Here is a 21,176-nt window from a genome sequence, read left to right on the forward strand (position 1 = left end):
CGGTGATCAACGAGAGCGAGTGGGCCGGGGCCGCGGCCCGCAACAACGCCGAGTGGTGCGACGAGGTGTGCCGCGCACACGGCACACCGGGGGAGTTCCGCGCCGGGGCCTGGAGCAGCGCGCGACGGACCCCGCCGCTGTATCCGGACGCTGTCACGCTCAGCCCCGACGTGTCGGCGGCCGATCTGGTGGCGCGGATCGACACGGCGTCACCGGGCTGCTCCGTCAAGGACAGCTTCGCGTGCCTGGATCTGGAGCCGCTGGGCTTCGAGGTGCTCTTCGAGGCGCAATGGATCCACCGGGACGCGGGCAGTGCGATTCCCGGGGCCATGGCCCCGGACGTCGTCTGGGAGCCGCTCAAGAGCGCCGATTCGCTGCCCGCCTGGGAGAGGGCGTGGAACGAGGGCGAGGAGGGCGACGGCCTGTTCCGTCCCGAACTGCTCACCGGAGAAACGACGTTCCTGGCCGGAACCTCCTCCGACGGCCGGATCGTGGCGGGCGCGATCGCGAGCCGCGGGGCGTCCGTGGTCGGTGTCTCCAACCTGTTCGCGGCGGGCGGGCCGGCGGCCGACGAGGAGTCCGCCTGGGCGGGCTGCCTGACGCGGACGGCCCGGCTCTGGCCGGACCTGCCGGTCGTCGGATACGAGAGCGGCACCAGCCTGGACGCCGCCGTCCGCCAGGGGTTCACCCCGGTCGGACGGCTGCGGGTGTGGCTGCACACCGGCTGACGCGGGGCCTCGGGTGGCCGGGGTGGCCGCCCCGCGAGCAGCCGGGCGGCCACCCCGGCCACCCGGCCGCCGCCGGCTCCCACCTCTTGACGTGTACGCCACCACCCCCGAAGAATGATCGCGTTCCGCGCTGTGACAACGTTGTCCAAGGAGGCGTTCCCACCCATGAGATGGACCCAACGGCTACGCGGTACGGGGGTGGCGGTGGCCGCGGCCGCGCTCCTCGGGGGAGCCCTCGCCATACCGGCGGCCCAGGCCGCCCCGGCAGGGGACGGGCAGCTGACCGATCTGGTCAACCCGTTCATCGGCACCGAGAACGAGGGGAACACCTACCCCGGCGCCGCCGTGCCCTTCGGCATGGTCCAGTTCTCGCCCGACACCGGGCACAACACCGGCTACGACCACTCCGACACGCACATCCGCGGCTTCTCCACCGTCCATCTCTCGGGCGTGGGCTGCGGCTTGGGCGGCGACCTGCCGGTGCTGCCCACCACGGGCGACGTCAAGGAGACGGACTACGCCAAGTACGCGGCGGAGTTCAGCCACGACGACGAGAAGGCGAGCCCCGGCGCCTACCGGGTCGGCCTCAAGTCCGGCATCGACGCCGAGCTGACCGCCACCGAGCGCACCGGCGTGCAGCGCTACACCTTCCCCGCCACCGACAAGGCCAACGTCCTGCTCAACGCGGGCCAGTCACTGCACAAGACGGGCAGCACCAAGGTCGAGATCCTCGACAGCCGTACGGTCCGCACGGCGATCACCGGCAGCGGCTTCTGTCAGGACACCAAGCCGTACACGGTCTACACGATCACGCGCTTCGACCGCCCCTTCGCCACGTCGGGCACCTGGAAGGGCGACACCGTCACCGCGGGCTCCAAGACGTCGTCGGCGGGCGATGAGCGCAACGGCGCGTACGTCCGGTTCGACACGTCCAAGGACCGCACCGTCGAGGCGACCACCGCTCTGTCGTACGTCGATGCCAAGGGCGCCGCACTCAACCTCCGCGCGGAGGGCGGGCGTTCGTACGACCGTGTCGCGAAGGCCGCTCGGGCGGCCTGGGAGGACCGGCTCGACGACGTGAAGGCGCAGGGCGGCAGCGAGACCGTGCGCCGCACCTTCTACTCGTCCCTCTACCGGTCGTTCCTCGCGCCGAACATCGGCAGCGACGTCGACGGCCGGTACACGGGCTGGGACCAGAAGGTCCACCGCGCTTCTGCTGACGGGGGGTTCACGTACTACCAGAACTGGTCGCTGTGGGACACCTACCGCACCCAGGCGCAGCTCCTGTCCCTGCTCGCACCGCACGAGTCCCGTGACATGGCGCTCTCCGTCCTGAAGATCGACGAGGAGAGCGGCTGGCTGCCCAAGTGGGGCTACGGCACGGTCGAGACGAACATCATGACCGGCGACCCGGTCACCCCGTTCCTCACCAACGCCTACCAGCAGGGTCTGCTCAAGGGGTATGAGGAGAAGGCGTACCGCGCGCTGAAGAAGAACGCGGACGGTGTGCCGCCCGCCGATTCGGCGCCCGTGGGCCGCGAGGCCAACAAGGAGTATCTGAGCGACGGTTTCGCGCCGTACATCAAGGGCCGTCCGCACGCCAAGCCCGGCGACTCGGACTACGACCACGGCGCGTCCGCGACCCTGGAGTACGCCCTCTCGGACGCGATGCTCGGTGAGATGGCGGGCGAACTGGGGCACGAGGCCGATGCCGAGCGGTATGCGGACCGTGCGCAGAACTACCGGAAGATCTTCGACGGTTCGACGGGATTCTTCCGGGCGCGGGACGCGGCCGGTGCCTTCACCGGGCCCGCCGACCCGGCCAAGAGCGAGGGCTTCCACGAGGGCACGTCCTGGCAGTACCAGTGGCTGGTCCCGCAGGACCTGCCCGGCATGGTCGACCTCATCGGCGGCAAGCAGGCCACCAACGACCGCCTCGACTCCTTCTTCGCGTACGAGCAGCTCCTGAAGGGCCCGGCGAAGACCGCACGCGAGGTGTGGGTCAACGGCCCCTACGACTACTACAACGCGGACAAGTACAACCCGCAGAACGAGCCCGATCTCATCGCCCCGTACACGTATCTGTCGACGGGGCAGCCGTGGAAGACCACCGACGTGGTGCACGCCGCGCTCACGCTCTTCACGGACACCCCGACGGGCATGACCGGCAACGACGACCTCGGCACCATGTCCGCCTGGAACGTCCTCTCCTCGATCGGTGTCTTCCCGGTCCAGCCCGGCACGGACACGTGGGGTCTGTCGACGCCCGTCTTCGAGCGCGTCGACCTCACCCTCGACCGCCGCTACTACCCGAAGGGGCGCCTCACGGTGAAGGCGCAGGGCACCTCCGACACCAACCGGTACATCCAGTCGGCGAGCACGGACGGCGCCGACTACGGCAAGACGTACCTGACGACCGACGACATCCGTGACACCCGCGAACTCTCCTTCGCCGTGGGCGACAAGCCCTCACCGTGGGGGACGTCGCCGCAGGCGGCGCCGCCCGCGCTGAAGTGACGTAAGACATAAGCCACTTACGTCCCACCAGGCCCGTCCCTCGCAGAGGGGCGGGCCTTAACCTGTTGTTAACTGTGCGTAGCTTGATCGTACTTGACCGTAATCGCGGAACGGCGGTTGACTGCACGTCCATGCCATCCCCCGCATCGTCCTCGACGCGAGAGCAGCCCGTTGAAAACTCTGACCACTGAGCCATCCGACCTGCTCGCACCCCTCGATCTCGCCTTCTGGAACATCGAGTCCGCCGAACACCCCATGCACCTGGGCGCACTTGGCGTCTTCGACGCCGACTCGCCGGGAGCGGCCGAGCGCGCCGCCCAGCTGCTCGCCTCGCGTGCGGCCGCCGTGCCCGGGCTGCGGCTTCGGATACGTTCGGTCTGGCTGCCGGTCGGCGGGGCCGCGCGGGCGCCCGCGCCGGCCTTCGACCCGCTGGACCACGTCCGCATCGCCGGGCCCGTGCGGGACTTCCACGCCGCGGCGGGCGCGCTCATGCAGCGCCCCCTGGAGCGCGGCAGGCCGCCGTGGGAGGCGCATGTGCTGCCGGGGGACGACGGCACCTCCTTCGCCGTGCTCTTCAAGTTCCACCACGCCCTCGCGGACGGGCTGCGCGCCCTGATGCTCGCCGCTGCGGTCATGGACCCCGTCGAGCTGCCCGCCCCGCGTCCCGCGCCCGTGGCGCCCGAGGCCTCCGGCTGGTCCTGGCTGCCCGACCCGCGCAAGCTGCCCGGCCTGGTCCGCGACACCGTCGGCGACGTGGGGCAGGCCCTGGACATCGGCGCCTCGGTCGCCCGCGCCACCTTGGGCGTGCGGTCGTCGGTCGCCCTCACCTCGCAGGCCACCGGTACGCGGCTCACCGCGGGGGTGCTGCTCGACCTGGACGACGTGCACCGGGTGCGCAAGACCGTGGGCGGCACCGTCAACGACGTACTGATCGCCGTGGTCGCGGGAGCCCTGCGCCGCTGGCTCGACGAGCGGGGCGACGGCAGCGAGGGCGTGGCGCCGCGCGCCCTGGTCCCCGTCTCCCGGCGCAGGCCGCGCGGGGCGCAGCCGCCGGGCAACCGGCTCTCCGGGTATCTGGTGCGGCTGCCGGTCGGCGATCCGGACCCGGTCGCGCGGCTGCGGACGGTGCGGGCCGCCATGGACCGCAACAAGGACGCGGGTCCCAGCCGCGGCGCGGGCGCGGTCGCCCTGCTCGCCGATCATGTGCCCTCGCTCGGCCACCGCATCGGCGGTCCCGTCGTCGCGCAGGCCGCCCGGCTGCTCTTCGACATCCTCGTCACCAGCGTCCCGCTGCCCAGCCTGGGCCTGAAGCTGGGCGGCTGCCCGCTCGCCGCCGTGTACCCCTTCGCGCCGCTGGCCCGGGGCCAGGCGCTCGCCGTCGCGGTGTCCACGTACCGGGGCCGGGTGCACTTCGGTCTGGTCGCGGACGCGGCGGCCGTACCGGACCTGGACGTTCTCGCGCGCAGCGTGCGGGAGGAGCTCGCGGGGCTCGTCGAAGCGTGCGTAGACCGTCCGCGTTTGGTAGAGGGGCCCGTCGCTACGTAAAGTTCTCTTCTTTGGAGCTTCCGCGGTCACCCAGACGAGCCGCGGCATGAGTGACGCGAGGACAGTGGCGATGACGGTGACAGAGGACGGCCCGGAGGCCGCGGAGTCTTTTGGCCCAGGCATCGATCCCGACCGGCTCGCCGTCTGCCTCAGCGTGCTCGACGAGCTCGACAAGCTGGAGGTCGACCACCCCGACGCGATCGCGGTGCGCCGCGCCACGGCCGGGGTCTACCGGACGGTGAAGCAGCGCCGCCGTCAGGAGCGCAGGGCCGCCAAGACGGCGCACGACAAGGCCGTCACGGAAGCCACCGCCACCGGCTCCGCCGAGCGGATCGACGACGAGACCGAGGGTCTGCTGCCCTCCTCGCAGACCGAGGAGGGCCGGATCGCGGGGATACTCCAGCGCCCCCGCTCCTGCTACACCTGCAAGACGCGCTACGTGGAAGTCGACTACTTCTACCACCAGCTGTGTCCGGACTGCGCCCGCCTGAACCGGTCCAAGCGCGACGCCCGCACCGACCTCACCGGCAAGCGCGCGCTGCTCACCGGCGGCCGCGCCAAGATCGGCATGTACATCGCGCTGCGTCTGCTGCGTGACGGCGCCCACACCACCATCACGACGCGGTTCCCCAAGGACGCCATCCGCCGCTTCAAGGCGATGGACGACTCCGCGCAGTGGCTGCACCGCCTGGAGGTCGTCGGCATCGACCTGCGCGACCCGGCCCAGTCCGTCGCGCTCGCCGAGCGGCTCGCCGCCGCGGGGCCGCTCGACATCCTGATCAACAACGCGACGCAGACCGTGCGCCGCCTGCCCTCCGCGTACGCCGCCCTGGTCGACGGCGAGAGCGCGCCGCTGCCCGCCGGTGAGCTGCCCGCCCACTCCGTCATCGGCGCCTTCAATTCGGGCGCGGTGGACGGCCTGGCCGCGCTGCCCGTCGGCACCAGCAACCTGGACGCCCAGCAGGTCGCCGACCTCGCCCTCGTCGCGGGCAACGCCAGCGTCGCCCGGCACCTGGACGGCACCGCCATCGACGCGGGCGGCCTGGTCCCGGACGTCGTCGACAGCAACACCTGGGTGCAGACCATCGAGCAGATCTCCCCGGTGGAACTGCTCGAGACCCAGCTGTGCAACTACACCTCGCCGTTCATCCTGATCAGCGCGTTGCGCTCGGCGATGGCCGACGCCGCGAAGAAGGCGTCCAGCGGCCGCTCGTACGTCGTGAACGTCTCGGCGATGGAGGGTGTCTTCGGCCGTGGCTACAAGGGCGCGGGCCACCCGAACACGAACGCCGCGAAGGCCGCGATGAACATGGTGACGCGGACCAGCGCCCAGGAGATGTTCCAGACCGACGGCATCCTGATGACCTCGATCGACACCGGCTGGATCACCGACGAGCGCCCGCACTACGACAAGCTGCGCCTGGCCGACGAGGGCTTCCACGCCCCGCTCGACCTGATCGACGGCGCGGCGCGGGTCTACGACCCGATCGTGCGGGGCGAGGCGGGCGACGACCTGTTCGGTGTCTTCCTGAAGGACTACGCACCCGGCAAGTGGTAGCCACGCGCGGGCGGCGTCAGGCCTTGTCCGTGGCTCCGCCCGCTGCCTCCCGCAGCCGCTCGTGCACGGCGTACGGGGAGGTCGTACCGGCGGCGGCCCGCACCCGTGTCCCGCCGTCCACCAGGACATCCGCGCCCGTCACCCATTCGGCCGCATCCGAGACCAGCCATGTCACCGCCCGCGCCACGTCCTGCGGCTCGCCGATGCGGCCGAGCGGCAGGCTCGCGGCGAGCTGCTTCTCGGCGCCGTCCCACACGAAGCGGGCCATCTCGGTGCGGACGAGGCCGGGGGAGACGGAGTTGACCCGCACCGAGGGCGCCAGTTCGCCCGCGAGCTGGGCGGTCAGGTGCAGGAGCGCCGCCTTGCTGGTGCCGTACGCGCCCACGTTCGGACCCACGTGGGAGGCGCCCTCGGTGCAGATGTTCACCACCGCGCCGCCGTGCTCGCCCATCCAGGCCCGCCAGGCGAGCTGCGTCAGGCGCAGAGCGGCCTCGACGTTCACCGTGAAGGCCGTGCGCCACCGGGTCAGGTCCACGTCCATCAGCGGGCCGTAGGGGGCGTTCGTCGCGGCGTTGTTCACCAGGACGTCCAGCCGCCCGAACTCCCGGACCGCGAGGGCCACGCACGCCTCCGCCCGCCCGGAATCGGCCACGCCGCCCGGACATCCGACGGCCTGGGTGCCGTCGGCGCGCAGTTCGGCCACCGCCGCGTCCAGGGCGTCCGGGTCGCGGGCGGTGATGACAAGGCGATGACCGGACTGAGCCAGGGCCCGCGCGACGGCGAGCCCGATCCCTCGCGAGGCTCCGGTCACCAGAGCCACCGCGCCCTCCCGTGCCTGCGCAGAAGTCATCCGCGTACGGTCCCATGGAGGCCTGGAAAGGCCCATAAGGCCGACCCGTTGAAGAGATTTCGGCCCGGCGGCCACCCCCACACCGGTATCAACTGTCTGAAATCCACCCCTTCGGCCGAACCCATAGAGCGCGCGCCTGCTCATTTGGTTAATCTGAGGCGAACGGACGGCCCTCAGGGGATCCACAAGCGCCCCTCAGCCGCCCCGGGACAGGCTTGCAACCGTGGCCGCGCTCCCGCCCGAACAACGGCGCCACCGCGACCGAACAGCCCATGTCCTTCCGTTACGCGACACAAAGGAGTGCGCGGTGACACCAGATCTGACGAAGCAGGAAAAGCGACCGGCGGAGAGCGGCGGCGACCGGGCCGGCGGCCCACGCAAGCTCAGCAACCTGGACTCGTGGGCCAAGGCGGCCCCGATCCGTCTGGCCGGCTACGAGGACGACCTCGCGGAGCCGCACATCCTCCCCGGTATCGACTGATCCCTCCGCTTCGCCGCGTGCCCCCGGCCGAACCCGGCCGGGGGCACGCGGCGTGCGCGGTGCCGTCGGGCGCCCCGGGGGCGGTGCGAACCGCGGATTCCGGGTGGGTCGGCCCACTCGCGCATGGCCCGGCGGTTGCGGGTTACTCCGGGGAGTATGAACGGGACATCGGATGCCGAGCGCAGCGCGGACCGCGCGCCGGACGAACTGACGCAGCTGTCGAAGCGGTCGTGGCGGGCAGTGATCACCGGCGTGGTCCGGGAGTTCCAGGACGACGAGCTGACCGACCGGGCGGCGGCGCTGACCTACTACGGGGTGCTGTCGCTGTTCCCGATGCTGCTGGTCCTCGTCTCCCTCCTCGGAGTCGTGGGGAAGTCGGCCATCGACTGGCTGCTGGAGAACCTGGAGAAGCTCGCGCCGGGTTCGGCGAGGGACATCATCAGCGACGCCGTGCGGCAGCTGGAGGGCCAGGGCGGTGTCGGCTCACTCATGGCGGTGGTCGGCATCGTGCTGGCGGTGTGGGCGTCCTCCGGGTACGTGGGCGCCTTCATCCGCACCGCCAACGCCGTCTACGACATGCCCGAGGGACGGCCGGTGTGGAAGGTGCTGCCGGTCCGGGTGGGCGTGACGGTGGTCCTGCTGGTCCTCGCGGTCGTCAGCGCGGTCATCGTGGTGTTCACGGGCGGCCTCGCCCGCACCGTGGGTTCGACCCTGGGCGTCGGCGACGCGGCACTGACGGTGTGGTCGATCGCGAAGTGGCCAGTCCTTGTCGTGCTGGTGACCTGCATGATCGCGCTGCTCTTCTGGGCGACGCCGAACGTGAAGGGCCGCGGCTTCAAGTGGATCACCCCCGGCAGCGTGATCGCCCTGGTGATCTGGCTGATCGCGTCGGCCGGGTTCGCCTTCTACGTGAGCAACTTCGGTTCCTACAACAAGACCTACGGCGCACTGGCCGGAGTGATCATTTTCCTCGTGTGGCTGTGGCTCAGCAACATCGCGATCCTGCTGGGCCTGGAGTTCGACGCGGAGCTCTCACGGCAGCGTGCCATCGCCGGGGGTCTGCCCGCCGAGGAAGAGCCCTACGTACCGCCCCGCGACACCCGCGCGTGGGACGAGCAGGACCGGCGGCGCATGGAGGAGTGAACACCGCTCGCCGTGATCGCGGTCCCCGACCATGTGCCGATCCCGGAGATCGGGGTACTCGGCCGCAGAACAGACAGGAGGTTGATGACGATGGCCCAGACAGGTCCGCACACCACCGGCCGTGACAGCAGCGGAGCGAGCGCCCCCGGCAGCGAGCCGCTCGGCGATCTCGTGCAGCGCGCGTCGCAGCAGCTGACGGAGCTGGTGCGCGGCGAGATGCGTCTGGCACAGGCGGAGATGAAGGAGAAGACCAGGCGCTACGGCAAGGGCAGCGGGTTGTTCGGCGGAGCCGGTCTCGTCGGCTTCCTCACCCTGCAGGCTCTCGTCGCCACCGCGATCGCGGCCCTCGCGGTGCCGCTTCCGGTGTGGGCGGCGGGGCTGATCGTCACCGCCGTCCTCGGTCTGATCGCCGCGGTACTGGCCGTGACCGGCAAGAAGGAAGTCGGCCGGGCCGCCCCGCCGATCCCCGAGCAGGCCATCGGCAGCGTCAAGGCCGATGTCGCAGAGATCAAGGAGAGTGCACAGCGATGAACCATCCCGACAAGCACACCGCCGGGGCCGGGGAACTGCGCGCGAAGGTCGAGCAGACCCGGCAGGACCTGGGAGAGACGGTCGAGGCGCTCGCGGCCAAGGCGGACGTCAAGGCCCGTGCGCAGGACAAGGCGGTCGCGATCAAGGGCCAGACGGCCACGAAGGCCGCGGAGCTGAGCGGGCAGGCCGTGGCGAAGGCCACCGAGGCCGCCCACGTGCTGCAGGACAAGGTGCCCGACCAGGTCAAGGACAAGGCCGCCGCCGCCACGGACCAGGTCAAGGCCGCGGCCGGACAGGCCGGAGAGCTGTGGCAGGACAAGGCCCCCGCGCAGGTCCGCAACAACCGCACCGCCGTCCTCGCGGCCGGTGGCGCGACGCTGCTGGCCACGTACGTACTGCTGCGACGCAGGCGTAAGCAGGGGAGCGCGGTGTGAAGGCCTCGAAGATCGCGTACAAGCCGGTCGGCATGGCGCTCGGCGCGCTCGCCGGTGTGGCCGCGGGCGGGCTGTTCAAACAGGCGTGGAAGGTGGTCGGCCACGACGAGGACGCGCCCGACGCCACCGACGAGCACCGCAGCTGGGGCGAGATCCTGCTGGCGGCGACGCTCCAGGGTGCGATCTTCGCCGTGGTCAAGGCGGCCGTCGACCGCGGTGGCGCTGTCGCCACGCGCCGGCTGACGGGCACCTGGCCGGGCTGACGGACGGCGGGCCCGGCTGACAGGCGGCCTGCGGATTCATCCGATGGGTCGGCGTAGGGCAGCGCAAATGTCCAAGTCTCCGCCGCGAGCAATGCATTGACACCCTCACGGGGCGCTTGAATCATCGGATGTCATGACTGACATGCGCATGATGCTCGCGCCCCGTGCGCGGTTCCACCGGCTGAGAGGCGCCGCGGTGGCCCTGCTGCTGCTCGCGGCGCCCGTCCCGGCGGCCCAGGCCGCCGGTGCGTCGCGGCCCGCCGCGGACCCGCCCCGCACGGTCCCCGCCCTGGCCGACTGGACGCCGGGAAAGGGGAGTTACGCGTACGGACCCGGTTCCCGGATCGTCGCGCACGGGCAGGCGGCACGCGACGTGGCCCGCACCCTCGCCGATGATCTGCGCGCGGCGGGCGAGGGCCGGGTGCCGGTCACCGGCGGCGCCCCGCGCGACGGCGACATCGTGCTCGACGTCGCCCCCGCGCGCACACCCCTCGGCGCCGAAGGCTACGAACTCCGCGCGGGCAAACGCCTGGAGATCACCGGCGCGACGGAGACCGGAGCCTTCTACGGCACCCGCACCCTCCTCCAGCTCCTCGCCCAGAGCGACCGCGTACCGGCCGGACGCACCGTCGACGTCCCTCAGTACAAGGAGCGCGGTGTGGGTGTCTGCGCCTGCTACATCCACGTCTCGACGCCCTGGCTGGAGAACCTCGTACGCGACATGGCGTACCACAAGCAGAACCAGCTGCTCCTCGAACTCAAGGTGAAGAGCGACAAGCACCCCGAGGCCAACAGCTGGGGCTACTACACCAAGAGCGAGATCCGCCGCATCGTCGCGCTCGGCGAGAAGTACCACGTCACGATCGTCCCGGAGATCAACTCCCCGGGCCACATGGACCCGTGGCTGGAGAAGCGCACCGACCTCCAGCTCACCGACTCCGACGGCAAACCGCAGCCGTCGCGCCTGGACATCACCAAGGACGAGGCCTTCGCGTACTACACGAGCCTCATCGACGAGTACGCCGAGGTGTTCCCCGCGAAGTCCTGGCACATGGGCGCCGACGAGTACATGCTCGGCTCCGACTTCGCCAAGTACCCCCACATCCTCGACTACGCGAAGAGGAAGTACGGCGACCAGGCGACCCCGCAGGACGCCTTCGTCGACTTCATCAACCGCGTGCACGCCTACGCGACCGGCAAGGGCAAGCAGCTGCGCATCTGGAACGACGGCCTGACCGGCGACAACACCGTGCCGGTCGCGGCGGGCGCGAGCGTGGAGCACTGGCTCGACGTGAAGACGAAGCCGAGCCAGCTCATCGCCCAGGGCCATCCGTTGCAGAACGCCGCGTACTCCCTCTACCTGGTCCGCGGCGGCTTCCACACCGACACCAAGGCGCTGTACGACAAGGCGTGGGACCCGCGCAGCTTCGAGGGCGAGAAGCTCGCGTCGCGGGACGGCATCACCGGCGCGAAGATCAGCCTGTGGCCGGACAACGGACGGGGCGAGACCGAGAACGAGGTCGCCGCCTCCATGGCGCTGCCGCTCAGTCACATCGCCCAGGTCACCTGGGGGTCCCCGCACCCGGACCCGACGTACGCCGACTTCACCGCGCGCGCCAGGTCCGTCGGGCACGCGCCCGGGTGGCGTGATCTGACGAAGCCACCGGTGGCGGACGGCACGTACACCCTGCGGGACACCAAGGGGCACGCGGAGCCCGCCGCCTACGAGATCAAGCGCACCGCCGACGGCTACGTCACGCTGAAGTCCGCGGCCGACGGCACCTGCCTGGAGACCCGCAGCGGAAAGCTCACCCTCAACGTGCCGCTGGAGCCCGGCAGTTCGGTCACGCACGAGACGTGCGAGGCGAAGAACACCCTCCAGCGGTGGCAGCTCGCGAAGGCGGCGGGCGGCTACCGGCTGACGAACGCGATCACGCGGATGTCCGTGCGCGTCGCCGACGACGGGCGGCTTCAGCAGTACCCGGCGGATCAACAGGCCCCGGCGACCTGGACCTTGACGGCTCGCTGAGCGATCACCCGCCGAGCGACCGCCCGCTGATCCCATCGCCCGAGACCCGACAGGGAGACCGCACCCCCATGACTGTCAGCAGACGTCTTTTCGTGACCGCCGCCGTCACCACGGCGGTCGCCGCGTCGAGCAGTTCCCTCGCGCTCGCCGCGTCCGGCTCCATCGGGACGGCCGCTGCCGCCGCTCCTGAACCGCCCTACCGCATCCCGATCGGCCCGGACGACTCCCCGGACGAGGTCGTCACCAAGGCCTCCCAGGTCCGGCCGACGGAACGGCAGATCGCCTGGCAGCGCCTTGAGCAGACCGCGTTCCTGCACTTCGGGGTGAACACCTTCACCGGCCTGGAATGGGGCACGGGCGACGAGGACCCCGACGTCTTCCAGCCGTCCGGCCTCGACACCGACCAGTGGGCGCGGGCCCTGCGCGACGGCGGCTTCAAGCTCGCCATCCTCACCGTCAAGCACCACGACGGCTTCGTGCTCTACCCCTCGCGCTACACCAAGCACAGTGTGGTGAGCAGCAGTTGGCAGGGCGGCAAGGGCGACGTACTGCGCTCGTTCGCCGACTCGCTGCGCCGCCACGGCATCAAGGTGGGCGTCTACATCTCGCCCGCCGACGAGAACCAGTACCTGTACGGCGTCTACGCCAACGGCAGCGCGCGCTCGCGGCGCACCATTCCCACACCGGTGGCGGGCGACGACCGGGCGGGCGAGGCCGCCGTGCGGTCGTTCACGCTCGACGCGACGGACTACGGCGCGCACATGCTCAACCAGCTCTACGAGGTGCTCACCGAGTACGGGCCCGTCGACGAGGTGTGGTTCGACGGGGCCCAGGGGCGCATCCCGCCGGAGAAGGTCGAGACGTACGACTGGGACAGCTGGTACGCGGTCATCCGCGCCCTGGCCCCGGACGCGACGGTCGCGGTGCGCGGCCCGGATGTCCGGTGGGTCGGCAACGAGGGCGGGCTCGCGCGCGAGAACGAGTGGAGCGTCGTCCCCGTCAAGGACTCGGGGAACGGGAGCATCGACTACGCCCTGAAGTACGACGCACCGGATCAGGGTAGCCGCGCGGCGCTGGCGGAGTCGCGGGCGGTCGCCCAGTACGTGCAGTGGTGGCCGGCGGAGTGCGACGTCTCGATCAGGCCGGGCTGGTTCTTCCACGAGGACGAACAGCCCAAGTCCGTCGAGCAGTTGACGGACATCTGGTTCCGCTCGGTGGGCCGCAATGCGGTACTGCTCCTCAACGTTCCGCCGGACAAGCGGGGCCTACTCCCGGAGGCGGACGTGGCGCGGCTGCGGGAGTTCCGCGAGCGGATCGGGCGCGAACTGCCGGAGGACCTGGCGCGGGGTGCGCGGGTCCGCGGCGACGGCCGTCGTCCCTCGTGCGCGGTGGACGCCGACCCGGACACGGCGTGGGTGTGTCCGGCGCCCGCCCGGGGGACGCTCACGGTCGACCTGGGCAAGGCGCGCGAGGTCGACCGGATCCGGCTCGGGGAGGACATCAGGCGCGGCCAGCGGCTGGAGCGCGCGGTGATCGAGGCGCGGACGTCCACCGGGGCCGGCTGGTCCCTGGTGACCGAGGTGGACACGGTGGGGGCGAGCCGGGTCCTGATCCTGGCCGCGCCGGTGCGGGCCCGGGAGTGGCGGCTTCGGGTGACGGGGTCGCGCGGGACGGTGCGCCTGGCGGAGTTCGGGCTGTACCGGTCACGGGTGTAGAGGTCCGGCCCGGGAGCCGCGCTCGCCCGTGAGCGCGGCCCCGGGTTCTCGTGCTTCAGGCCGGCGAAGTCCGCGTACCTCAGGCCGGCGAAGTACGCCTGCACGGCGCGGTGTTACCGTCCCGGCCATGTCCAAGAACGAGATCGACGCCCTGACCGCCGAGTTCTTCGGCGCCTTCGACAACGTGGGCGGCAAGACCGCCGACGTGGCCCGCATCCGCCGGCTGCTCGTCCCGGGAGGTGTGATCGTCCTGACCGGCCCGCAGTTCACGGTCTACACGGTGGACGAGTTCATCGAGCCGCGCCAACGGCTTCTGACGGAGGGCCGGTTGGTGGAGTTCTCCGAGTGGGAGACCTCCGAACGGACCGAGATCGAGGGCGACATCGCCTCGCGGTTCGGCACGTACCGCAAATCCGGAACACTGGACGGCGAGCCGTTCGAGGGAGGCGGCACCAAGACCATCCAATTCGTCCGCACCCCGGAGGGCTGGAGGATCACGGCCTTCTCCTGGTACGACGCCCCCTGAAAGGGGCATCAGCTCCCAGTCCCATCGCGCCGGCCCCTTCACGGCACCCTGACCCTGACGTTCTGCTGTCGCCATCTCTCCACCCGCCCCCGCCCCACACGCCGAGCCGCGCCGATCATCCGCGCTCACCATCGCCCCGGCATTACACCAAACTCAAGATCCTTCACGGAGCCTGTCGGCGCTCAAGGCGCAGCCCGGTCGGGCATCGGGCCCCGGGAGGGAAGACTCGGCCTCTCCACGGTCCCTCTCCCCAGGCTGCCAGGCTGAGGGACGGGCCGACGGGTGAGGGACGGGCCGACGGGTGAGGCCGGTGCTGAATGTCGTGGCGAGCAGACGGGGCGAAACGCTCAGCAAGGCCACGCGACGCCGCCGTTCCGTACCGTCAGGGGATCGGGTTCCTCCGTCTCGTAGAACCTGATCCATCCGATGTGGACGGAGCCGTCGAACCGCCCGTGGTGGTCCCCGGCCTTGGTCGCCAGCCAGGTGAGCAGCTCGTCGACGCGGTCGAAGTCGTCCGGGTGGATTTCCTGCCGGGCGGTCAGCGCCCAGCCGTCCTCGCGCCGGAGCAGCACGGAGGTGAGAGCGCCGCCCACCTTCAAGGCCGCCTCATGGCGCCCCAGGAGCGGCACCGGGTCGTCCTCCGTGACCAGCTCGCCCTGGTCGTCCTCCACCACGACCGGGAACTCGCGCACGATGGTCGGCCCCACCGGCCGGGAGCCCAGGCCGAGATGCCACCGCAGTTCGGCGATCTCCTCCTCGGAGACGTCGTCACGCAGGTCCAGCGCCATCGAGAGTTCGTAGATGTCCGCCACACCGGCACCGTACTGGCGGGGTACGACAGTCAGGCCTGCTCCCCGGGGTGGAGAGCACCTTCAGCTCCCGGCCACCGGCCCCGTGCTCTCCCGTTCGATGAGGCTGGGCAGTGGTACCTGGACCGTGGCCGCCGGGCGGTCGTCCAGGAGGGAGAGGAGTTCACGGGCCGCCGTGCGGCCGAAGGAGACCGTGTCGCGGGAGAGCGCCGTCAGCCACGGGTGCACCATCCGGCACAGTGCCGAGTCCTCCCACGCGATCACCGAGACGTCCGCCGGCACGGCGAAGCCGAGTGAGGACGCCGCGGCGATCCCGGCGACGGCCATCACGTCGTTGTCGTACACGAGAGCCGTCGGCGGGGATGCGGCGCTGAGCACCCGTCTGGTCACCGCGGCGCCCTCCGCGTCCGAGTAGTCCGTGGTCACCGAGCGGACCTCGGACAGGTCGCGCCGCTCAGCCTCGGCCCGCAGCGTCCGGATCCGCCGCTCCGTGTGGGCGAGGCCGGGCAGTCCCGCGATGTGCACGATGCGGCGGTGCCCGAGGGCGTGCAGGTGGTCCACGACCGACGCCATCGCGCCCGCGTCGTCCGCCCAGACGGTGGAGAGATTGGGGTGGTGGGCCTCCGGGTCGGGCACACCGCCCGTCACCACCGCGGGCAGGCCGAGCTCGTCGAGGAGCGCCGGACGGGGGTCGTCCGTGCGCGGGTCCACGACCAGGACGCCGTCCACCCGGTGCTCGGCCCACCACCGCTGATAGACCGCGCACTCGGCGGTCACGTCCTCCACGACCTGGAAGAGCAGCCCCAGTCGACGCTCCGCCAGGACCTCCTGGATGCCCGAGATCAGCTGGAGGAAGAACGAGTCGACGCCCAGCGTCCCGGCGGGCCTCGCCACCACGAGGCCCACCGTCGCCGAGCCCTCGCCGGACAGGGCGCGTGCCGCCGTGCTCGGGTGCCAGCCCAGCTGCTCGGCGACCCTGCGGACCCGGTCGCGGGTGAGCTCGGAGACTCCGGGCCGGTCGTTGAGCGCGAAGGACACGGCGCTCTCGGAGACTCCGGCGCGGCGCGCGATGTCCTTCATGGTCGGCCGGCGTGCCGGGGACCGCTTGCCTTGCACCGGTGTTGCCCCTTTCCTGTCGTGCGCATACTAATGCGCTTGAGCCAGCCCACTCTAAAGCGCATTAGTCGATCCTCGCAAGAAGTTCAACGCAACGCTCTGAGCTGCACAGTTGGCGTGTTGAGCAAGGAATGTGCCACGAATCCATTGACTTTTCACCGGAGTTCCATGCAAGGTCTGCCTCACGCTGGGCCGAGCAAAGGAGCCGTTTCACCGTGCGCATCTCCCACCACCCCCGCATGCCCCGAAGGGCAGCCGCCGCTGCCGCCGTCATCGCCGTGCTCCTGCCGTTGAGCGCCTGCGGTGACGGAGGTGACGGCGGCGGCTCGACCGACGCCTCCGGCAAGGTCGAGGGCGAGATCACCTTCCAGACCTGGAACCTCAAGGCGAACTTCAAGTCGTACTTCGAGGGCGTCGTCGACGGCTTCGAGAAGAAGTACCCGGGCACCAAGGTGCACTGGGTCGACCAGCCCGGCGAAGGCTACGCCGACAAGATCAGCGCCGACGCCGCGGCAGGCACCCTCCCCGACGTCGTCAACGTCTCGCCCGACCTGGTGGCCCCGCTCGCCAAGGCCGGACTCGCGCTCGACCTCGACAAGGCCGCGGGGAAGTACGAGAAGGAGTACCTGCCGGGGGCGTGGAAGAGCCACCAGATACCGGGCACGGAGGGGACGTACGCCTTCCCCTGGTATCTGAACACCGGACCGCTCTTCTACAACAAGCGGATCTTCAAGGACGCGGGTCTCGCCGCCGACAAGCCCCCGACGACCTACGACCAACTCTTCGACGACGCCCTGAAGTTGTCGAAGGAGACCGACGGCAAGACCGCCACGCTCGCCAACGTCCCCACCATCGAGGACTTCGGGCGCTACGGCGTCCCGCTGATGGACAAGGACGGGACCAAGTTTACCTTCAACAGCGCCAAGGGCGTCGAACTCCTCACCAAGTACAAGGAGTTGTACGACGCGAAGGCCCTGGACCGGCAGGCGCTCACCGCGACGCCCGAGTCGACGGGCAAGAAGTTCCTCACCGAGGCCGTCGCCATGAACCCCGGAAGTGCCCTGGACCTCGGCAAGTTCAAGAAGGACGCACCCGGTCTCTACAAGAACATCGGGATCACCCCGCAGATCACCAACACCGGCAAGGACAACATGTACGTGATGGGGGTGATGGTGAACACCCGCACCAAGCAGACCCCCGCCGCCGTGGCCTTCGCCCACTACGTCACGGACGCGCAGCGCCAGATGTCCTTCGCCAAGAAGGTGGCGATCTTCCCCAGCACGGAGGGCTCGCTCGACGACCCGTACTTCACCAAGCAGGACGGCACCGACGACACGCGCGTGCGCGTCGCGGCCGCCAAGTCCATCAAGACCGCGGTGAACTACACGCCCGTGCTGTTCAGCGAGCAGATGAAGATCGAGCTGCGCAACGGCGTCGCCCGGGCGCTGCAGGGCAAGCAGAGCCCCAAGGAAGCGCTTGACAACGCTGTCAAGAACTGCGACCGGCTGCTGAAGCAGAGCTGAGACGACGACACGGGATCACCGACCACCATGAAAAGCTCCAGCACCGCCACCGTTCCCCGTGCCGCCACCGCCGCCGACCGCGGCCCACGCCGCCGCATCCGGCGTCAACTGCCCTCCAGTCCCTGGCTGTTCGCCGCTCCCGGGCTGTTGATCGTCGGCATCTTCATCCTCTATCCGTTCGTCAGCACGCTCATCAACTCCTTCACCGACAAGCGGACCCTGATCCCGGGGGAGTACGTCGGCCTGGACAACTTCCGGGAGCTGCTGCACGACGACATGTTCTGGATCGGGCTCCGCAACTCCACGCTCTACATCGTCGGAGTCGTCCCCGCGCTCGTCCTGCTGCCGCTGCTGCTCGCGATGCTGGTCCAGAAGCACATCCCCGGCATCACCTTCTTCCGGTCCGCCTTCTACACGCCGGTGGTCGCGTCCATCGTCGTGGTGGGCCTGATCTGGGTGTGGATGCTGGATGAACGGGGCCTGGTCAACGCGGTGCTTGAGGCGGTGGGCGTCGGCTCGGTCGGCTTCCTCAGCGACCAGTGGCTGCTCCTGCTGAGCGCCATGGCCGTCACGGTCTGGAAGGGCCTCGGCTACTACATGATCATTTACCTGGCGGCCCTCGCCAACGTGCCGCGCGAGCTGCATGAGGCCGCCTCGGTGGACGGCGCGGGCGCGGTGCGCCGCTTCGTCACCGTCACCGTGCCCGCCGTGCGCTCCACGATGGTCCTGGTCGCCGCACTGTCCTCGGTCGCCGCCTTCAAGGTGTTCTCCGAGGTCTACCTGATGGCCGGGCCCAACGGCGGCCCGGCCGGCGAGGACACCACGCTCGTGATGCTGGTGCAACGGGTCGGCACCGGCCTGACCGGCCGCGTCGGCTACGCGTCGGCCATCTCGGTCGTCGTCTTCATCGTCACCGTCGCGCTGATGCTGCTCGTGCTGCGCGCGGACCGGAAGGAGGACGCGTGAGCACCGCGACGGACACGCGCGAGACCGAGCAGGCGGACCGCGAGGCGGAGGGCAAGGGCAGGTTCCGCAAGGGCAAGGCCCGCAAGGACGGGGCCCGCAGGCGCGGGCGGATCACCGACGAGAACGGCCGCCGGATGCCCGTGTGGGAGATCGTCCTGCGCTACGCACTCCTGCTCGCCGTACTCGCGCTGATGATCGGCCCCTTCCTGTGGCAGCTGTCCACATCGCTGAAGGGCCCGCACGAGAACATCTTCAGCTCCCCGCCCTCGTTCCTGCCGAGCAGCCCGACCTTCCACAACTACGAGCGGGTCGCCGACACCATCCCCGTCTGGGACTACGCGTTCAACTCCCTGAAGGTGGCCGCCGCGAACGTGGTGACCAACTGCGTGGGCGCCACGCTCGCCGGCTACGCCCTCGCGCGCCTGCGCTACCGGGGCCGCCGTGCGGCCACGATCGTCTTCGTGCTCGCCATGCTGGTGCCGGTCGAGGGCATCATCATCGCCCAGTTCACGACCATGCGGGAGCTGGGCCTGAACAACACCCTCATCGGTGTGCTCCTGCCGGCCTGCGTCTCCGCGCTCAACGTCCTGCTGATGCGCAACGCCTTCCTGCACCTGCCGTACGAGATCGAGGAAGCCGCGTTCGTCGACGGCGCGAACGTCTGGCAGCGCTTCCTGAGGATCGCCCTGCCAGCGGTCAAGGGCACGCTCGCCGTGGTGGCGATCTTCGCCTTCATGGGCGCGTGGGACGACTTCCTGTGGCCGCTGATCGTGCTGAGCGACCCGGACAGGTTCACGCTCACCATCGGTCTGAACTACCTGCACGGCACCTTCGCCAACGACGAACGGCTCGTCGCCGCGGGCACGGTCATCGCCGTGCTTCCGCTGATCGTGCTCTTCGCCTGTCTTCAGCGGTACTTCTTCCGCGGGGTGGGCGAGGGGGCGGTCAAGGGCTGAGCCGCCGCAGCACTCCGTACTCCGATCGCCTCACCGCGCACCCCGGGCCCCGCACCGGATGCCCCCCCCGCACCCCCGAGAACCAGGACTCGCATGACTCGTACGACCCCTGTTCCCTCCGACGCGCCGCGCTTCGGAGCGAACTACACACCCAGCCAGGGGTGGTTCCACCACTGGCTCGACTTCGACATCGACGCCGTGCGCGCCGATCTCGACGCGATCGCCGGGCTCGGCCTCGACCACATCCGGGTCTTCCCGATCTGGCCGTACTTCCAGCCCAACCGCACCCTGATCAGGCCGCGCGCCGTGGAACAGCTCGTCGCCCTCGCCGACGCCGCGGCCGAGCGCGGGCTCGACGTCAACGTCGACGGACTACAGGGGCATCTGTCGAGCTTCGACTTCCTGCCGGCCTGGACGCAGACGTGGCACCGGCGGAACATCTTCACCGACCCCGATGTGGTGGAGGGGGAGATCGCCTACCTGCGTACGCTCGCCGCCGCGCTCGCCGACCGGCCCAACTTCATCGGCATGACCATCGGCAACGAGGTCAACCAGTTCTCGGCGGGCCCGCACCCCGATCCCGACCGGATCACCGAGGACCAGGCGGGGGAGTGGCTGCGGCGGGTGCTGGCCGCGTGCGAGGAGGGGGCGCCCGGCAAGCTGCATCTGCACGCCGAGTACGACGCCGCCTGGTACCAGGACGACCAGCCCTTCACCCCCGCCCAGGCCGCGCGGCTCGGCGGTGCGACCGCCGTGCACTCCTGGGTGTTCAACGGCACGGCCCAGCGGCACGGGCGGGAGGGCGTCGCCACCGCGCACCACGCGGCGTACATGATCGAACTGTCGAAGGCGTGGGCGGACGATCCGCGCCGCCCGGTCTGGCTCCAGGAGGTGGGCGCGCCCGCTCCCCTCATCCCCGCGGAGCACGCGGCTTCCTTCACCGAGGCGACGGTGGAGGCGGCGCTCGACTGTGCGGACGTGTGGGGGGTGACGTGGTGGTGCTCGCACGATGTGTCGCGTTCGCTCGCGGACTTCCCCGAGCTTGAGTACAGCCTGGGTCTGCTGACCAACGAGGGGCGGGTCAAGCCGGGGGGTGAGGTGTTGGCCCGTCTCGCGAAGGAGTGGCGGGGGCGGGAGTACGCGCCCGCGGTCCGCTCGACCGCGGTCGTTGTCGACGACTCCACCTCGCGGCGGTCCGCGTGCGGCCCCGGGGGGCCGGTGTTCGAGGCGTTCGCCCGCCTCGTCGCGGACGGGGTCCGGCCGACCACCGTGCTGGCCAGCAGGGTAGGTGACTCTGCGCATTTGGCCGCGCGGGGCATCACGGAGGTCGTGCGGCCGGGAGAGGTCGGCTAGCCACAAGACCTCTCCCCAACCCCGCCCCTTCCCGCAAACCATGCCTGCGCCCCGGACCTGCCTGGGGCTCCGCCCCAGACCCCGTACAAGATGTCCTCAAACGCCGGACGGGCTGGCATTTCCAGCCCGTCCG

At 70.5% G+C, this 21,176-nt stretch carries 19 protein-coding genes; 16 read left to right on the forward strand and 3 right to left on the reverse strand.

Translation table 11 applies throughout. The features are described 5' to 3' along the window. Positions 1-5: 5 nt before the first annotated feature. The 4 genes from ACIGXX_RS38710 (at position 6) to ACIGXX_RS38725 (ending at position 6,348) form a co-directional block, all read left to right on the forward strand. Entirely contained in the window at positions 6-728 is a 723-nt protein-coding gene (locus ACIGXX_RS38710; protein ID WP_399983223.1) for a hypothetical protein, read from the forward strand. A gap of 165 nt (positions 729-893) precedes the next feature. Next, the gene (locus ACIGXX_RS38715; protein WP_399983044.1) at positions 894-3,245 is read left to right on the forward strand and encodes a GH92 family glycosyl hydrolase; all 2,352 of its coding nucleotides are present in this window, start codon (positions 894-896) and stop codon (positions 3,243-3,245) included. Between the two features lie 180 nt (positions 3,246-3,425). Further along, positions 3,426-4,790 carry a wax ester/triacylglycerol synthase family O-acyltransferase gene (locus ACIGXX_RS38720; RefSeq protein WP_399983226.1) on the forward strand — a complete coding sequence of 455 codons (1,365 nt, stop codon included), beginning with the start codon at positions 3,426-3,428 and terminating at the stop codon, positions 4,788-4,790. A gap of 70 nt (positions 4,791-4,860) precedes the next feature. After that, on the forward strand, positions 4,861-6,348 hold the full coding sequence (locus tag ACIGXX_RS38725) for an SDR family NAD(P)-dependent oxidoreductase (RefSeq protein ID WP_351164089.1): 1,488 nt from the start codon (positions 4,861-4,863) through the stop codon (positions 6,346-6,348). Between the two features lie 16 nt (positions 6,349-6,364). Here the strand turns inward: ACIGXX_RS38725 and ACIGXX_RS38730 are convergent, their stop codons facing one another. After that, complete coding sequence (locus ACIGXX_RS38730; protein WP_399983048.1) at positions 6,365-7,198, reverse strand: SDR family oxidoreductase; 834 nt, start codon at positions 7,196-7,198, stop codon at positions 6,365-6,367. Positions 7,199-7,505: 307 nt separating this feature from the next. Between ACIGXX_RS38730 and ACIGXX_RS38735 the strand changes: the two genes are divergently transcribed. The 8 genes from ACIGXX_RS38735 to ACIGXX_RS38770 all read left to right on the forward strand — a co-directional run bounded on the left by ACIGXX_RS38735 (position 7,506) and on the right by ACIGXX_RS38770 (position 14,320). Then, entirely contained in the window at positions 7,506-7,679 is a 174-nt protein-coding gene (locus ACIGXX_RS38735; protein WP_351164092.1) for a hypothetical protein, read from the forward strand. 156 nt (positions 7,680-7,835) lie between these two features. Continuing rightward, a complete protein-coding gene (locus tag ACIGXX_RS38740) occupies positions 7,836-8,822 on the forward strand; it encodes a YihY/virulence factor BrkB family protein (RefSeq protein WP_351164093.1) in 987 nt (328 codons plus the stop codon). An 84-nt stretch (positions 8,823-8,906) separates the two neighbouring features. Next, entirely contained in the window at positions 8,907-9,353 is a 447-nt protein-coding gene (locus tag ACIGXX_RS38745) for a phage holin family protein (protein ID WP_383821575.1), read from the forward strand. Further along, on the forward strand, positions 9,350-9,787 hold the full coding sequence (locus ACIGXX_RS38750; protein WP_351164095.1) for a DUF3618 domain-containing protein: 438 nt from the start codon (positions 9,350-9,352) through the stop codon (positions 9,785-9,787). Before ACIGXX_RS38745 ends, ACIGXX_RS38750 begins: the two co-directional genes overlap by 4 nt. Continuing rightward, entirely contained in the window at positions 9,784-10,050 is a 267-nt protein-coding gene (locus tag ACIGXX_RS38755) for a DUF4235 domain-containing protein (RefSeq protein WP_351164096.1), read from the forward strand. The genes ACIGXX_RS38750 and ACIGXX_RS38755 overlap by 4 nt, the downstream gene beginning before the upstream one ends. Positions 10,051-10,192: 142 nt before the next feature. Then, on the forward strand, positions 10,193-12,079 hold the full coding sequence (locus ACIGXX_RS38760) for a family 20 glycosylhydrolase (RefSeq protein ID WP_399983229.1): 1,887 nt from the start codon (positions 10,193-10,195) through the stop codon (positions 12,077-12,079). Between the two features lie 68 nt (positions 12,080-12,147). Continuing rightward, complete coding sequence (locus ACIGXX_RS38765) at positions 12,148-13,794, forward strand: alpha-L-fucosidase (RefSeq protein ID WP_399983056.1); 1,647 nt, start codon at positions 12,148-12,150, stop codon at positions 13,792-13,794. Between the two features lie 127 nt (positions 13,795-13,921). Then, positions 13,922-14,320, forward strand: coding sequence for a nuclear transport factor 2 family protein (locus ACIGXX_RS38770; RefSeq protein WP_351164098.1), 399 nt, complete (start codon positions 13,922-13,924; stop codon positions 14,318-14,320). A gap of 347 nt (positions 14,321-14,667) precedes the next feature. Here the strand turns inward: ACIGXX_RS38770 and ACIGXX_RS38775 are convergent, their stop codons facing one another. Both ACIGXX_RS38775 and ACIGXX_RS38780 read right to left on the reverse strand, forming a co-directional pair. Further along, positions 14,668-15,132, reverse strand: a complete 465-nt coding sequence (locus ACIGXX_RS38775) for a hypothetical protein (protein ID WP_399983060.1) — start codon at positions 15,130-15,132, stop codon at positions 14,668-14,670. Positions 15,133-15,192: 60 nt separating this feature from the next. Further along, the gene (locus ACIGXX_RS38780; RefSeq protein ID WP_399983063.1) at positions 15,193-16,209 is read right to left on the reverse strand and encodes a LacI family DNA-binding transcriptional regulator; all 1,017 of its coding nucleotides are present in this window, start codon (positions 16,207-16,209) and stop codon (positions 15,193-15,195) included. 275 nt (positions 16,210-16,484) lie between these two features. Between ACIGXX_RS38780 and ACIGXX_RS38785 the strand changes: the two genes are divergently transcribed. The 4 genes from ACIGXX_RS38785 to ACIGXX_RS38800 all read left to right on the forward strand — a co-directional run bounded on the left by ACIGXX_RS38785 (position 16,485) and on the right by ACIGXX_RS38800 (position 21,043). Further along, positions 16,485-17,768 (forward strand): extracellular solute-binding protein, encoded by a 1,284-nt coding sequence (locus tag ACIGXX_RS38785; RefSeq protein WP_351164463.1) that lies wholly within the window; start codon positions 16,485-16,487, stop codon positions 17,766-17,768. A gap of 27 nt (positions 17,769-17,795) precedes the next feature. Then, entirely contained in the window at positions 17,796-18,734 is a 939-nt protein-coding gene (locus tag ACIGXX_RS38790; protein WP_399983066.1) for a carbohydrate ABC transporter permease, read from the forward strand. A gap of 134 nt (positions 18,735-18,868) precedes the next feature. Beyond that, a complete protein-coding gene (locus ACIGXX_RS38795; protein WP_399983234.1) occupies positions 18,869-19,690 on the forward strand; it encodes a carbohydrate ABC transporter permease in 822 nt (273 codons plus the stop codon). Between the two features lie 93 nt (positions 19,691-19,783). Beyond that, positions 19,784-21,043 carry a glycosyl hydrolase gene (locus tag ACIGXX_RS38800; protein ID WP_399983069.1) on the forward strand — a complete coding sequence of 420 codons (1,260 nt, stop codon included), beginning with the start codon at positions 19,784-19,786 and terminating at the stop codon, positions 21,041-21,043. Positions 21,044-21,176 lie beyond the last annotated feature (133 nt).

The organism is Streptomyces sp. NPDC055243 (assembly GCF_044544025.1).
Lineage (GTDB): Bacteria > Actinomycetota > Actinomycetes > Streptomycetales > Streptomycetaceae > Streptomyces.